This window comes from Halonotius sp. F2-221B (genome assembly GCF_046719765.1).
GTDB lineage: Archaea > Halobacteriota > Halobacteria > Halobacteriales > Haloferacaceae > Halonotius.
In genome coordinates this window covers 122759-138020 of sequence record NZ_JABEBY010000007.1, presented here as the reverse complement: position 1 = coordinate 138020, position 15262 = coordinate 122759, and the positions used below count along the sequence as shown (strand labels likewise).

At 63.4% G+C, this 15262-nt stretch carries 13 protein-coding genes and 1 rRNA gene; 4 read left to right on the top strand and 10 right to left on the bottom strand.

Annotation, left to right across the window (positions count from 1 at the left end):
- Window positions 1–503 (bottom strand): 16S ribosomal RNA (locus HKK80_RS06930); the annotation flags it as partial.
- A gap of 767 nt (window positions 504–1270) precedes the next feature.
- Window positions 1271–1579, bottom strand: a complete 309-nt coding sequence (locus HKK80_RS06925) for a non-histone chromosomal MC1 family protein (protein ID WP_411798884.1) — start codon at window positions 1577–1579, stop codon at window positions 1271–1273.
- A gap of 235 nt (window positions 1580–1814) precedes the next feature.
- On the opposite strand from HKK80_RS06925, the gene HKK80_RS06920 reads away from it, so the two are divergent.
- The 3 genes from HKK80_RS06920 (at window position 1815) to HKK80_RS06910 (ending at window position 3817) form a co-directional block, all read left to right on the top strand.
- Window positions 1815–2012: a hypothetical protein gene (locus tag HKK80_RS06920; protein WP_411798875.1), complete on the top strand. Its 198-nt coding sequence runs from the start codon at window positions 1815–1817 to the stop codon at window positions 2010–2012.
- Window positions 2013–2119: 107 nt separating this feature from the next.
- Window positions 2120–3178, top strand: coding sequence for a quinone-dependent dihydroorotate dehydrogenase (locus HKK80_RS06915; protein ID WP_411798874.1), 1059 nt, complete (start codon window positions 2120–2122; stop codon window positions 3176–3178).
- Window positions 3179–3238: 60 nt separating this feature from the next.
- Window positions 3239–3817 carry a hypothetical protein gene (locus HKK80_RS06910; protein WP_411798873.1) on the top strand — a complete coding sequence of 193 codons (579 nt, stop codon included), beginning with the start codon at window positions 3239–3241 and terminating at the stop codon, window positions 3815–3817.
- Window positions 3818–3869: 52 nt separating this feature from the next.
- Here the strand turns inward: HKK80_RS06910 and HKK80_RS06905 are convergent, their stop codons facing one another.
- Complete coding sequence (locus HKK80_RS06905) at window positions 3870–4202, bottom strand: cupin domain-containing protein (RefSeq protein ID WP_411798872.1); 333 nt, start codon at window positions 4200–4202, stop codon at window positions 3870–3872.
- A 50-nt stretch (window positions 4203–4252) separates the two neighbouring features.
- The gene (locus HKK80_RS06900) at window positions 4253–6925 is read right to left on the bottom strand and encodes a valine--tRNA ligase (RefSeq protein ID WP_411798871.1); all 2673 of its coding nucleotides are present in this window, start codon (window positions 6923–6925) and stop codon (window positions 4253–4255) included.
- Between the two features lie 197 nt (window positions 6926–7122).
- Here HKK80_RS06900 and HKK80_RS06895 point away from each other — a divergent pair, with 197 nt between their 5' ends.
- Window positions 7123–8793, top strand: coding sequence for a histidine kinase N-terminal 7TM domain-containing protein (locus HKK80_RS06895; protein WP_411798870.1), 1671 nt, complete (start codon window positions 7123–7125; stop codon window positions 8791–8793).
- 18 nt (window positions 8794–8811) lie between these two features.
- On the opposite strand, the gene HKK80_RS06890 is transcribed toward HKK80_RS06895, so the two are convergent.
- The 6 genes from HKK80_RS06890 to HKK80_RS06865 form a co-directional block, all read right to left on the bottom strand.
- Complete coding sequence (locus HKK80_RS06890; protein WP_411798869.1) at window positions 8812–9759, bottom strand: ABC transporter substrate-binding protein; 948 nt, start codon at window positions 9757–9759, stop codon at window positions 8812–8814.
- A 39-nt stretch (window positions 9760–9798) separates the two neighbouring features.
- Window positions 9799–10869: an AIR synthase family protein gene (locus HKK80_RS06885; protein WP_411798868.1), complete on the bottom strand. Its 1071-nt coding sequence runs from the start codon at window positions 10867–10869 to the stop codon at window positions 9799–9801.
- Window positions 10869–12662, bottom strand: a complete 1794-nt coding sequence (pheT, locus tag HKK80_RS06880) for a phenylalanine--tRNA ligase subunit beta (RefSeq protein ID WP_411798867.1) — start codon at window positions 12660–12662, stop codon at window positions 10869–10871. Before pheT ends, HKK80_RS06885 begins: the two co-directional genes overlap by 1 nt.
- Complete coding sequence (locus HKK80_RS06875; RefSeq protein ID WP_411798866.1) at window positions 12662–14179, bottom strand: phenylalanine--tRNA ligase subunit alpha; 1518 nt, start codon at window positions 14177–14179, stop codon at window positions 12662–12664. Before HKK80_RS06875 ends, pheT begins: the two co-directional genes overlap by 1 nt.
- A 100-nt stretch (window positions 14180–14279) precedes the next feature.
- Window positions 14280–14549: a hypothetical protein gene (locus HKK80_RS06870; protein WP_411798865.1), complete on the bottom strand. Its 270-nt coding sequence runs from the start codon at window positions 14547–14549 to the stop codon at window positions 14280–14282.
- Window positions 14550–14551: 2 nt separating this feature from the next.
- Window positions 14552–15262, bottom strand: coding sequence for a Rho termination factor N-terminal domain-containing protein (locus HKK80_RS06865; protein WP_411798864.1), 711 nt, complete (start codon window positions 15260–15262; stop codon window positions 14552–14554).

Below are 15262 nucleotides of genomic sequence, written 5' to 3'. Positions count from 1 at the left end.
CCAATAATATGGGACATCACTTGAGCTGCCGGTATTACCGCGGCGGCTGGCACCGGTCTTGCCCAGCTCTTATTCGTTGACCACCTTACGGTCAACAAAAGCGAGGGCTAATATGCCCTCGCACTTGGGATTCCCCTATCGCACTTCCGTGCAGTGTAAAGGTTTCGCGCCTGCTGCGCCCCGTAGGGCCCGGAATCTTGTCTCAGATTCCGTCTCCGGGCTCTGACTCTCATCACCCGTACCGATTACTGGCACGGTGGGCCGTTACCCCACCGTCTACCTAATCGGCCGCAGCCGCATCCTTCAGCATCACTTTTCGACGACGCCGCATTCCAGCTGGCGTCGAGTATCGGCTGTTAGCCTCAGTTTCCCGAGGGTATCGCTGACTGAAGGGGAGCTTGGCCACGTGTTACTGAGCTATGCGCCGCGAGTCTGAACTCGCTCGACTAGCATGGCTAAATCGAATCCCAATAGCAATGTCCTCCGGCAGGATCAACCGGAATGTGTCCAACTGTCTCGGAGAGACAGTTGGGGGTTGGCGGGAACGATCCTCTGACGGGGATCGGTCACCAAATGTGTCTCATTGCATGGTCTGTGTTCGGGGCCACGCGAGCAATCGGGTGGCACCGAACTACCAAGGCTAACGTCGGATCCCGGCTTACGGCGTACCGCAGGGGTGGGATCCCCATGGTGTCGGATCTGAGTGTATCCGACTGGGCCGTATAAGCCCGTCGGATCAGTTGTGGTCTCGGCGACCACTCGATCCATGCGAGTGCTGACCGATTCGAACGGTCGGCGGCTCGCGGTGTGTTTTTGCTGCATTCCAGTCGAACGCCCTGTTATACTTAAGGGCATTGTTTTGAACTGGGAGCCGTCCGGCGATTCCGGACGGCAGTGATCGCGCGTGTTTCCACGCACAACCAGTGCATCCTATCGAAGACGGGGTTTATACAAAAGGCCGTCGAAGCGAACCCGCCACGTCATGCGGTTTCATGCGCCGAACCCACATAGGGAACCGCGGAAGACGAAAATGGGAGTAACGGGAGCGGTGAAGCGATTTTGAGGGCGTTAAGCGGCTCTCATCGACACGAGAAATGGGTCAAACAAAGGATGTCGCGCGGCTGGAGGTCGGACGGTCATCCCCTGTATCGCACAGACGGTCGCGCCGGATGATTGCCGCGCAGGCGGACGGTCAGGGTGAGCGAGACAAAACGCTACCGGAACCGACAGCCATCGAAAGAACACGAGGCAACCGCGTCGGTACCACCGATCACTCGTCGAGGTGCTCGATGCCCTCTTTGGAGACATTCGCCTCGGTGATCTCCTCGGGCATCCAGTCGGGTGAGTTGTCAGGGGCGGTCTCCTCCCATGCCCACCCCTCATACTTGTGTACCTTGTCGGTACCTTTCTCACGGAGTTCGAGCGGCACCCGCTCGGCAGCCGCTTCCGAAGGGGCTGGATCAAGCCGCCGGGCGGCCTTCAGCGCGGCCTGCCGGGGGGTGTTACCCGAAAAGACACTGTCTTCGGTTCCGTCCGCCTCGCGGAGTGCAAAGTTTCGCTTACCGTCTTCACGTACCATGGTTTGTGGCTCCATGCCATCCGAGGACATGCATTGATATAAATATATCGGGGATTTGAACACTCAGCGAGCGATTCTTTAAATACGATCACGCGCAGGGCGGTGGTTCTAGTGGCTGGTTCTGACGGCGGCACGGCACCAACAGCGGCGGCGACAGTGTCGACAAACACCCGATCCACACAGCGGTAAACAACACTTATATGCAGTCTGTGGTGAATGGGGATAGACACCGGCGATGGTTCGGAAAAAGAAGCTGAGTCCGAGTGGGGCCAAAGACGACGACGGTGAGTACCACAACGTCCACATCAATCTACACGAAGACGAGCTTGCGGTCGCCGGCATGGAGATCGGCGACGAGGTCTTCGTGCGGGTGCGCGAGGACAAGATCATCATCCAGAAGGCTGACCCCGACACCGTCCAACACGACTTCTAACCCGGAGCCACTCGATTGTAGCGTCCCGGGGCGACCACGATCAACAACCGACCAGTGCAACGAGCGGTTCGTCGGATTGATTGCGGTCGACACCGGTAGCGTACGTAATGACGCTCTATGAGATGGCGAAACCGGTGCTGTTCGTGCTCCCGCCGGAGACCGCCCACACCGCGGTTCACCGGCTTCTGGGAGCCGTTCAGGATACCCCGATCGCGGACGGCCTCCGGAACCGCTACCGCGTCACCGACGACCGCCTTCAGCAGTCGGTCTTCGGGCTTGATTTCTCGACCCCGGTCGGCGTCGCCGCCGGCTTCGACAAAAACGCCGAGATCCCCCGCGTGCTGGCCGATCTTGGCTTCGGGCACGTCGAGATCGGCGGCGTCACCGCCGAGCGACAGCCCGGCAACCCCCAGCCGCGCATGTTCCGCCTCCCGGAAGATGAGGCCCTGATCAACCGAATGGGGTTCAACAACGAGGGTGCCGACCGGGTCGGCGACCGCCTCGACCGCGAGCCACAACCAGACGTGCCGCTCGGGGTCAATATCGGCAAATCGAAATCGACACCACTGGAAGAGGCAGCCGACGACTATCTATACACCTACGAGCGGGTCGCCGACGCGGGCGACTACTTCGCGGTCAACGTCTCCAGTCCGAACACGCCGGGGCTGCGCTCGCTACAGAACCGCGAGTCGCTGGAAGAAATCTTGGGCACCCTCAAAGCGGCGGGAGCCAGCCCCCTGCTGGTCAAGCTCTCGCCGGATCTCCCCGATCCCGCCGTCGAAGACGCGCTGGGGGTCGTCGACGACCTCGGCCTCGACGGCGTCATTGCAACCAACACGACGACGAACCGGCCCGACAGCCTCAAAAATCCGAACAAGGCCGAAACCGGTGGGCTCTCCGGGAAACCAATCGAGAGTGAGGCAACCGACCAGATCAGATTCATCGCCGAGCGCACCGACGTACCGATCATCGGCGTCGGCGGCATCAGCGATGCGGCAGGAGCGTACGAAAAGATACGCGCGGGCGCAAGTCTCGTGCAACTGTACACCGGCCTCGTCTTCGAGGGGCCGGCGATTGCCCGCGACATCAACGAGGGACTGCTCGACCTGCTGGAACGCGACGGCTTCGACTCCATCGAGGAGGCGGTCGGTGTCGACCTACAGTAACCCGAAACACGCGTTTGAGCGTCCACAAACTATTCTTGCGGATCGATTGTGAGCCCCGATATGGACAGACGACGGTTCCTCGCGTCGGCAGCGATCCCGATCGGGATCACGACGGCTGGCTGTTCGTTCGCGCCCGGTCGAACCGTGACCCTCCAAGCGGAAACCGAACGACAGGACGCGGGCCGCCAGAACGAGACGTATCTCGTCTACCGACACGACGGCGAGGAGGTTCGGGTTGTCGGGTTCAATCAGGGATCGTTCCCGCCGTCACTTGACGAGGAGTTCGGACTCGGACTGTTCATCGAGTACGACGAGGCAACGACACTGGAGTCCTTCCGGTTCGATCTCCGCGCGCCGCCGACCGGGGAACCAGCCGATATCTATCTCGCTTCACCCGCCGGAGACGCGTGGCCGTATCTAACGTACGGACGCGTCGACGGCGATGGATCGACACGGATCGCACTGGCGGACGCAGTCGACAGCGTCGACGAAACGATGTTTATCAACACGGTTATCGACCCGAACGCCGCCGCGGTCGAAGCCATCGCTATCGATATCGAGATGGAACTCACCGCCGACGGCACCGGAACGACCTACCGCGCGGAGACGACCACCACCTTCGAGCCGGAAACTCGGTGAGGCTGTCGCCGAAGAAGTTCGCGGGGCTCGACATCGAACCCGGCGAGTGGAATTACTCCGGTTTGTACGCGTCCAACGGCGGGGAAAACGCGTCAATCACGTTGCATGGGGTTTCGGCGTAGACGCCGTGAGTCGTTCCCGGTGGGATGACGTAGGAATCGCCGGGGCCAACGGTCGTGTCGTACTCGCCGCGGAGTTCGAGCCGCCCGTCGATGACGTAGCTCGCTTGAACGGTTTCGTCGTGGCTGTGTAGTTCCCCCTCGTCGCCCTCGTTCAACGAGTAATGAACCAGCATCATCTCCTCGGTGTATCCCAACACGCGACGCTCGCCGCCACTATCGAACTCGTCGATACGTACGGGATCGTCCCACGAGTACACGCCCATACCAACCGAGTTGGAAAGCGTCAATAAATAGATACGGGCAGACCGCGCTGTTATACCTCGGCAACGATCACGATAGCGTCGCCGGCTTCAAGCATCTCGCCCTCGCCAGCGTAGCGTCGCTCGCGGTTGACCTCGAAGAAGTCCGGGCCGAGTTCCTCGCCAGCGACGTGGAGTTCGTCGTCGGTGAGGTCGTAGTCGCCGGCCTCGATCCCGTCTTCCAGATCAGGCACTTGGGAACCGTACTCTGGGCCAACCTTCGAGTAATCGAGGCTGATGTCGGTGATGACGGATTCGATCTCGGGTTCGCTGTCGAGAACGGTGAGGTCGTCGACGTGCATCACGCCGCGGATGTCGTCCTCGAAGCCCTCGATCGGGCCGTAGACCTCGATAGCCGACAGTTCGGCGTTGAGGGGAAGCTGCTGGTCGCTCTTATATTTCCGGAGCGCGCCGACGACCGCCATCGCGGCCGCGCCGCCTTCGCGGTCAGCGTCGATACCGAGCGGTTCGGGCCACGGCGACTGGTGAATGCTTTCGTCTGCATCGTACATGTCGCGGTAGAGTTCCTCGGTGACGTGCGAAAGGAGGGGCGCAAACAGTTTGAGGAACCGCTTGTGGGCCGTCCGCAGCGTGTAGGCCGCCGACTGATCGCCGCCCTCGTCGAGTCGCTGTTTGGCGATTTCGAGGTAGTCGTCACAGAAGGTGTTCCAGAAGAAGGTGCGGAGACCATCGCGGGCCTTCGAGAACTCGCGGTTGGCCAGCAACTCGGTCAGCTCCTCGATTTCGGCGTCGAGTTCGGCCAGCAGCCAGCGGTCGAGCGCGGCGAGATCGTCGGGGCGGTCGACCGGTTCGGGCGCGAGGGAATCGACGAGCTTCGAGGCGTTCCAGAGCTTGCGAATCAGTTTCTCGCCCGCGCGCAGGCCCTTTTCTTGGTAGGGCAGGTCGTCACCGATCGCGCTGCCGGCCGCCCAGAACCGCGCGGCGTCGACCGGGTATTCGTCGAGGACGGCGTCGGGATCGACGACGTTCCCCTTCGATTTCGACATCTTTTCGCGGTTTTCGTCGAGCACCATCCCGTTGATCATCGTCGTGTCGAACGGCACCTCGCCGGTGTGCTCGTAGCACTTGATGACGGTGTGGAACAACCAGAAAGAGATGATGTCGTGGCCCTGGGGCCGGAGATCCATCGGGTAGATCTCAGGACGATCCATCGTGAATTCTTCCGCGTCGTCATCCCAGTCCCAGCCAGCGTTGATGAGCGGCGTCAGCGACGAGGTCGCCCACGTGTCGAAGACATCGTCTTCGGGGACGAACTCGTCGTGGCCACACTCGGGACAGCTATCGACCGGTGGATCGTCCGAGAGCGGATCGACCGGCAGCTCGCTTTTTTCGGCGATGACTTCGTGATCGCAGTCGGCGCAGTACCACACCGGGAACGGAATGCCGGAGGATCGCTGCCGGGAGATACACCAGTCCCACTCCAAGCCGTCGATCCAGTGCTCGTAGCGCGTGAACATCTTCTCGGGGAACCACTCCATCTCGCGGCCAGCCTCCAAGTATTCCTCGCGTTTGTCGAGCACGTCGACATACCACTGCTCGGTGACGCGGTACTCGACGGGCACGTCGTCGCGTTCGTGAACCTGCACGACGTGCTCGATCTCCCACCGATCCCGCAGTTGGCCGGCATCGTCGATATCCTCGACGATGGCCTCGCGGGCTTCCTCCGTGCTCATGCCCTCGTAGTCGCCGGCGAGGTCGGTCATCGTCGCCGACTCGTCGATGGCGACCCGGAGATCGAGGTCGTGGGCCTGGTACCACTCGATGTCGGTCTGGTCGCCGAAGGTACAGCACATCACGACGCCGGTTCCCTTCTCCATGTCGACGCGGTCGTCCTCATAGATCGGCACCTCATGGCCGAAGACAGGCACCTTCGCCGTGCCGCCGACGAGGTGGGCGTTGCGGTCGTCGTCAGGGTGGACGAACATCGAGACACACGCCGGAATCAACTCGGGACGGGTCGTCGAGATGACGATATCGTCGCCGGGGTCGGTCGGCGTCGGATACTCGTAGTCTTCGTCGGCGACGGCATCAGCGTCGGGCTCGCTGCCGCTCTCGACGAGTTCGAAGGCGATGTCGTTGAAATAGGACTGCTCCTCGTGGTCTTCGGTTTCGACCTGTGAGATCGCCGTTTCGCAGTCGGGACACCAGATCGCGGGAGCCTTCTTGCGGTACTCGCGGCCCTGGTCGTAGAGATCGATAAAGGAGAGTTGGGAGACGCGCTGAACCTCCGGCGAAATGGTCTGGTAGGTATTATTCCAGTCGATGGAGGTGCCCATCGCCTGCATTTTCTCCGTAAACTCTTCCTCGTATTCGGCACAGACCTCCCGACATTTCTCTTGGAATTCGTACCGATCAAAATCCTGGTGGCGGATTCCGAGTTCAGATTCGGTCAGGCGTTCGGAGGCGATGCCGTTGTCGTCGTAGCCGAAGGGATAGAACACGTCGTTGCCCTGCATGCGCTCGAAGCGGGCGACGATATCCTGGAGGATCGAGCCGTAGACGTGTCCCCAGTGGAGGCTTCCCGAGACGGTCGGCGGCGGGGTGTCGATGGCGAACGTCGTGTTCGGGTCGGTGGCGTCCTCGGGATAGGCGTACGTCTCGTTTTCGACCCAGTACTGTTGCCACTTGGGCTCGACAGCGTCAGGATCGTACTCTCCGGTTGGCATTGCGGGAGAGGACTCGCCGCGGGGACTAAGGTTAATCGACTTTCGAACGCGCGATCGGCCACAGAGAGACCGCGCTTCGCTCGAACAGCGACCGACGGGAGCCGTGAGAGCCGCGGGTGTGCTCCATTTCCATCGTCGGTTCGAAGACAACGTATCGACACGAATCCTTATGCGCCGATAGCCCCATACCACAGGCAGTGCTTTCCGCCGTTCCGTGGCCCGCAGGCGGCGCGTTCGTCTCCGGGCTCATCTCGCTCGTCTTCATCGCCTACGTGTGGCCCTACCGCGCGGCCGACGGCGCGCGGCTGTTCATGGCGATGATGGGATCGATCGCCGTCTGGGCTGTCTCCTACGGCGTCGCGTTGCTTGTCTTCGACCCACAGCTCCGGTTTCTGCTGGAGATTCCGATCTGGCTGGGCACCTGTTTCACGAGCCTCCTGTTTCTGGCGTTCGCACTCGAATACACCGGCCGAAAGGCGGCCGTGCGGTCGGCTGGGATGGCCGGGCTCGTCGCGCTCATGATCGGGTTCGTCGCGCTGATCGCCACCAACCCCCGACACCAACTCGTCTGGAGCGACTACCAGATCGAGCCGACCGCGGGCGCGGCAACGGTCGCCCACACCAACGAGCCGTGGCTGTTTGTCATCCTGCTGGTGTTGATGCTGCTGACGGCAGGGGCGGTGTTGGCACTGATCGAGACGTTTGCGAGCTACGGGCCGCTGTATCGCTCCCAGACGCTCGCGCTCGCGCTGTCGCCGCTCCCGATCCTCCCGGCCGTCCTGCTGTGGGTGTTCGACGCCGGCCCTGTCCCGCAACTCAATCTCGCGCCGCTGGTGTTTCCGGCCCATCTCGGCCTCGATATGTACGCCTTCTTCCGGCGCAATATGTTCGAGTTGACGCCCGCAGCCCGGCGGACAAGCGATCAGACCGCCATCGACGATCTGGGGATCGGCGTCGTCATCGTCGACGACGACGGCCGGATCATCAACGCCAACGTGGCAGCAGCCGAGATCGTCGACACCGCAAAACCGGATTTCCTCGGAAAATCACTTGACAGCATCGACCTCGACATCGATCTCGACGAGCCCGAACAGCGGATTCGCCGCGAGCGGAGCCGCCCCCGGGAGTACGCGGTCACCGTCTCACGGGTCGAGGACACCGCCGACAGCACGGTCGGCCACACGATCACCCTCCAGGACATCACGACCGAACGCCAACGCGAGCAGCGACTCGCCGTCCTCAACCGGCTGCTCCGCCACAACCTCCGCAACGACCTCAACGTCGCCAGCGGCTACCTCGAAGTCGTCGCCGACGGGGTTGACGACGAGGAGTACGCCGAGATGCTCGAAACCGCGAAAGCCAACACCGACAGCGTGCTCGAACTCGGTGATAAGGCCCGGATGGTCGAGCGAACGCTGGAGGCCGAGAAGCTGGGCACCGAACCGATCCCGCTGGCTGAGTTCGTCGACCGCGTCGCTGAGCCGATCGTCGCCGAACACGGCGGGAGCGTCGACAACGAAATACCAGCCGGGGGCATCATCCACACGAACCGCCAACTGCTGGAGAGCGTCGTTGCGAACCTGATCGAAAACGGGCTCGAACACGGCGGCGGAAGCGTGACCGTTTCCGCGAGTACCTCGGTATCGACCGCCCGGATCGAGGTGGGCGACAGCGGCGACGGGATTCCGGAACACGAGCTCAGCGTGATCGAGGAAGGTCGAGAGACGGATCTCGAACACGGCAGCGGGATCGGCCTGTGGCTCATCGAGTGGGGCGTGACTGCACTCGGCGGGGGCGTGAGCTACGAGACTGACTCCGAGGGAACAACCGCGACCGTCGAACTCCCCGACGTTGTCGACAGCGAGTAAATCGGGTGTTAGACGCAGTTACGCCTCGGGCAGGGCTTCGTTCGTGTAGAGCTCGCCTGTCGGCAACTCATCAGCCGGGATCGGCTCGTCGTCGACCGTGGTGAGGATGTCGTTGGCGGCGAGCCAGTCGACGAAGGCGTCCCAGCGGTCGTGAGCCATCGTTCCCCACCGAGCGTCAGCGGTGAGATACGCGTCAGTAAGTTCGTGTTGGCTCTCACGGAGGAACTCGGGATCGTCGTTGTCCATCCCCTCGGCCGTCTCGCCGAGGATCTCGGCGGCCCGATCGGGGTTGTCGACCGCGAACTGATAGCCGCGGGCAGTCGCCGCAAGGAAGTCGCCGAGGGCGTCGCCGTCGGCGATCGTCTCCGGGCGGGCTAAGAGCAGGGGTGTGTAGCCGTACGGCACATCGTACTCGTCGAGATAGAAGGCGTTGAGGTCGATCCCATCGCGGGCCGCGAGGACGCCCTCCCACGGCATGAACACCCAGGTCGCATCCGCCTCACCATCGAGGAGGGTGTTCCAGATACCAAGTTTCGGCGGCGTGACGATGTCGATGTCGCCGTCGCCGCCGTCGTTGCGGACGAGCTGGCGGACGATGTGATCCTCGAAGCGGGCGTCGTAGGAGGCATATCGGTGGCCGTCGAGATCGGCCGGGCGGTCGAGGCCGCTGTCGCCGAGGGTGACGATCGCGCTTTTGTCCTCCTGGCAGACCGCCGCGACAGCCGTCAGCGACGGGTAGTCGGGGTGCGTCTGGTAGCTGATGACGCTCTCGGAGGGGGCGATCGCCAGCGTCGCCTCGCCGGTGGCGACCTGCTTTGCCGGCGTCGTCTCGTAGTCGTCGTCGGCCGGCGAGTGGATCGACACGTCGAGCCCGCGGTCGGCGTAGTAACCCTCCGCGAGCGCGACGTAGAAGCCGGTGTGGTTCGTATTCGGTGTCCAGTCGAGTGCAAGGTCGATCGCTGTCATTTGTCGGTGGTACGACCAGGAGATGAAAAAGATCGGTGGTCAGTTAGCGTCGTTGGGATCGGCGTCGGCGGCATCATCGGCGTCGTTAGCAGCCGCCAGCAGCCGCTCGTAGACCGGCCACGAGGAATCGCCAACTGGCGGCTCGGTCGGCTCGCCGTCACGGACGACACCGCTGCCCAACTCGGTGTCTCCAGACTCGACGCTCCCGATCACAGCCGCCGTTGTCCCGCGATCGCGAAGTGCTGTGAGCACGTCGTCGGTCGCGTCAGGGTCGACCGAAAGCAGCAGCGATCCGGAGCTGGTCGCTCGCCAAGGATCCATATCGAGGGTCGAACAGACCGCGGCCACGTCGTCGTCGATCAGAACTCGGTCGGTGTCGACCCGAAACCGAACGCCGGCACCGGCAGCCATCTCGTGGCACGCACCAAGCAGCCCGCCTTCGGTGATATCGTGCATCGCCGACACACCGTCGATCCCGGCGATAGCGCGGGTGTCACGGACGACATCGAGCTCGTCGAACATCGCCGCCACGCGAGCGAGTCGGTCATCCTCGCAGTCGATTTCCTCGGGGAACAGCGAGGCAAACAGCGCGGCGGCTTCGACCGCGGGGCCGGTCGTGATGATGAGGTCGTCGCCGACGCGAGCCCCATCCGGGCGGACGATCGCGTCGTGGTCGCCGACAGCCATCGCGGTCGCCGCGCCGACCCACGGGAACGAACAGCCGGCATACCGGGCGGTGTGGCCGGTGACGATATCCACACCGAGCGCTTCGCACTCGTCATGGATCGCCCCCCAGACCGTGGCGAAGTCGTCGTCGCTGAGATCGGGTGGGAGCGTGAAGCCGACTGCGAGATGCGAGGGATCGAACCCCGAGACGGCGACATCCGCGAGGACGATACGGACAGCGAACCGGCCGGCGCGCTCGAAGCCGAGGCCGGGCAGGATCGAGACCGGATCGGTGGCGACAGCGAGGGCCTGCCCGCCGATATCGAGGACACCGAAGTCGACACCGTGCTGTGGGCCGAGGGCCGTTTCCGGTCGGTCGGCCCCGAGCTGTGTGGCGATATGCTCCCGAAAGAACGCCCGCGAGATCTTGCCGGTTCGGGGCATTACTGCAGCGCGTCAAGCCGGAACTCGAATGCGGCGACCGGGAGTTCCAGATCGTGTTCGACCAACACCGCGGGATGGATTTCACCGATGACACCGACCGTTTCGCCGTCGATCACCACGTCGGCAGCGCGGCCGTCGATGAACGTCGGGTGGTCGGTCGGCGGCGTTTCGAGGTCGACACCGAAATCATCGCAGAGGGCGGTGAGTCGGGCCTTGGCATCCTCGTAGGTCGCATCGTTGCGCGCCAGCACCGCGCCGATCGAGCGTCGCTCGGCGACGTTGGTGTTCTCGCTGTCGTCGACCGCGGCGGCGAGGCCGATCTCGGCGAGATCCTGCGGGTAGGCGCGATGGGTGTTGTTCTCTAAGACCATGAGCAGCGACGGGAGTACCCAGGTACGGAGTTGAGTGTAGTCCTCGCTGTAAGGGCCGGTGATCTCGACGGCCTCGCCCGCGCCGACGAGCCAGCGGTCGCCGTCGCCGGCGGTCGCGCCCGGCTCAATGTTGAGCCGATCGTAGTTCGCCTCGGCGGAGATCATATGGAAGTTCAGCAGATCCTCGAAGCCGAGCCCGATGAGGCTCGCCCGGGTCGCGTCTTCGAGTCGCGTGCGGTCGTGGCGACCGCCGACGGTGCCGATATCGGGGTAGCGTGGCTCCAACTCGTTGAACCCGTAGGCCCGACCCAAATCGTCGATGAGGTCGATCGGGTGGAGTACGTCGACGCGGTAGGGCGGGATCTCGACAGCGTAGACGACACCGTCGGTAGCGTCAGCAACGGCATCCACATCATCAGCGTCGTCGACGACCGACGCCGACAGGCCCGCGCGTGCGAAGAGATCCAGTACCTCACGCTGCTCGAAGTCGACACCGAGGATCGTCTCGATGCGGTCGTGGGCGACGTGTTTGGTGTCGGTCTCGAAATCCGGGCGGACAAGTTCGCCACCGACATCCTCGTAGGGGCCGGTCGCGGTCGGGTAGTCGATCTCGACCTCCTCGATGGTGCCGCCGCGGGCCGACAGCGCGTAGCAGATGATGTTGCAGATGTGGTCGATCGTCCACTGGTCGGTGCCGGTGAGCTCAATGAGGAGATCCCGGGAGTCGGCTTCGACCTCGGTGCGTCGACCATTGATGACCGGTGGGAACGAGAACAGCCCGAGATCGTCGTAGATCGCGGGATAGCGGTCGAACCCATCGAGAAGGTCGCCGAACTTGTCGCCGATCGGGTGATCGGTGAGCACCTCGGCAGGCGTCATCTCGCTGTCGGCATCAAGGGGGACGAATCGGTCGCCGTCGGGATCGATCCCGCGGTAGGTGATCGAGTGGCCGCTGTCGTCGTCGCCGAGGCCCGCACCCTTCAGCATCGTCAGGTCGTGGATGCCGATGGCCGCCTTCGCGCGTTTGCGACCCATCGTCGCGTGGAGTTTCTCCTGGAGCTGGATCAGCGATTCCAGCACGTCCTCGGTCATGTTCACGTCGCGGACGATGGCACCCGTGACGTAGGGCCGGCCCTCGGGGACGGTATCTTCGACCTCATATGTCCAGTCGGGATCGTTCGTATTGGGTACATAGACGCCGGTATCGTCACCGTACTGATACCGCAGCGAGCGGGCGACACCCTCGACGGAGAGGCGATCAAGGCGGTCGGGCGCGAATTCGAGTTGGAGTTCGCCCTCGTCGGTCTCGCCCTCGAATTCGAGGCCAAGGTTGAACAAGTCGTCCTTGAGTTCGTCGTCGGATTTCTCGTCGTGACCAGTCAGTTCCCGCAGTTCGTCGGGGTCGACATCGACAACAGGCATTACTGAAGCACCTCCGTTTCCCGCAGCAGTTCAAGATCACACAGTGTCCCGTGGACATCGCGGATATCCTCGAAGCCGTACATCAGCATGAGCAGGCGTTCGAGGGCGAGGCCCCACGCCATCACGTCGGCCTCGATGCCGAGGGGTTCCAGCACCTCAGGGCGGAACAGCCCCGAGTTGCCGATCTCGACGATCTCACCCGTTGTGGGGTGGGTGCCGAACAGCTCGAAGGATGGCTCCGTGTAAGGGTTGTAGTGGGGTTTGAATTCGAGGTCGGTGATGCCGAACTGCGCATAGAACTCCTCGAAGGTGCCCATCAGATCCCGCACCGAGAGATCTTCGGCCAGCACCCAGCCCTCGATCTGGAAGAACTCCAGCAGGTGGGTCGGGTCAAGCGTGTCGTTGCGGTAGACCTTCTCGACCGAGAAGTATCGCTGCGGCGGCTCGATATCGGCTCCAGCGAAGCCGGAGAGATAGCGCATCGACAGCGACGTGGTGTGCCCCCGGAGGGCGACGGCCTCGGCGAAATCCCGATCCCACGGCGAGTGGTAGCCGTCGCCGTCGTCGCCAACGCCCTCGCGGTGGGCTGACTCGACGCGGTCGACGAGTTGATCGGGAAGGTCTTGGATCGGCGGCACGTCGAGGGCGAAGCGATCCCAGTGGGTGCGGGCGGGGTGATCCTGCGGCATGAACAGGCAGTCGTTGATCCAGAAGTCGGCGTCAGCATGCGGGCCGTCCATCTCCTGGAACCCCATCCCGACGAGTACGTCCTTCGCGCGGTCGGCCGTCTGTCGGAGAATGTGCTTGCGGCCGCCCTCGACTGCGGGCGCGTCGGCTTCGACGTTGTACTCACTGAACTCCACGTCCTGCCACTCGCCGCTGGTCAGCATTTCGGGCGTCAGGCGGTCGACCGTTTCGGCGGCCTCGATGCCCTCCATCAGGGCGGTGACGGCGTCGTCGGTGAGCGTGATCTCGCGGACAGTATGTTCGCGCTGAATAATCAGGTCGCGGCGTTCGAGTTGGTCGAGGAGGTCGGCGTCGATGGCGTCGTTGTCGACGCTGCCGCCATCGGCCAGCGTTGCGAGCGCGTCGGCTTCGGGGTCGCTGTCGGGGTCGGCATCTGGGTCGGCGGTGACGCTGCCGGAATCGATCTCGCCGTATCCTTTGCGCGCGAAGTTGGCGAGGGCGATGTCGACCTCGGGACCCTCCAGGCCGGCCGCGCCGATGAGTTGGCCGAGTTCGACGGCTGCGTCGTCGGCACCAGCGTCGATGGCCGCGCGGTAGAGGCGGATTTCGGGGAGGCCATCAGCGAGATAGTTGTGTGCCTCGTCGGTGAGATCAGCGGTGGTCTCGGTGCGTTCGTCGATGGTGACCAGCCCGTCGTCGCGGAGATCGAAGGCCGCGCGGGTGACGGATTCCGGCTTTAGTTCAGTCGTGTCGGCCAGCCGATCGACTGGCGTCGGTTCGGTCGCCGAGGCGGCTTCCAACACCGCGAGTTGTGAGTCCGGGAGTCGCATCAGTTGTTATCGGGTGTCGGTGGGGTCGTCAGTTAGCAGTTGCGAAGACAGCGGAGGCCACAATGAGGAAACCGAGATCAGGAGAAGCAACGAAGGCGGGTTATTGTTCGGGGTTCGCGTCGGCCGTCTCGCCATCGGGAGCCGACCCATTACCGTCGGCAACGTCGCCCGCGGCGGTCTCGGCAGCCTCGCTTCGGGTCTGTTTGAGCGCGTCGACAGCGGAATCAGTTGATTTGACGCGGGTTTCGGTCGCGCCGCTGGGGTCGAGTTTCGGTTCCTCGGTCGGCGTCTCGTCGGTCGCGGTGTCAGTCTCGCTGGCGGTGTCGCCGCCGAGGCCGAGCCACGATTTGAGGGTGTCAAGCAGTCCCATCGTTAGTAGTGTTTGAACAGGGTCGCGCGAACGTCGTCTTTGGTGCGGGCCGATTCAACGCTGCCGTCCGGGAGTTCGACTTCGTAGCGGGCGTCGCCATCGGCCGAGTGCCACTTGTCGCTGTGGGTCTCAAGCAGGCTCAACATCGCGTTGAGCTGGCCGTCATCACTGGCGTCGCCGTCGCTACCATCGTCGCCAGCGGAATCATCGCCATCAACGTCGCTCTCGGTATCGGCGTCGCTGTCAGCAGCGTTGGCGTGATTAGCTTCTGACGCCGCGTCGCTGTCCGGGTCGGGAAAGTCGACGTCGACAGGCGCGAGCGGATCGGTGTAGCGGCGTTCGGTCGCGTCGAGGATCGCCGTCACGAGTTCCTGTTTGGTCATGTTGCTGCGGCCGGAGATGTCGTACTCGGCGGCGATGGTGTAGAGATCCATCGGCGTCTCGGCGTCGGCGTCGCTGTGCCGGCGGTTGCGCTCGCTGAGGCGGGCTTCGAGTTTGTCGCGCGGGAACGGGTCGGCGTCGTCGCCGTCGGCGGCGGACGCAACGTCGGCCTCGCGCTCGGGGTCGTCGACAGCGTCGGCGAGATCGAGCAGATAGGCCAGGGTATCTAACAGCGTAACCGAGGTGTAGCTGTCGGCGTGGGCGTCGGCGAGTTCCTCGCGCAACGCGGTGATGCGGTCGTGGTGGTCGTCGGTGATATCAAGTGATGGCAT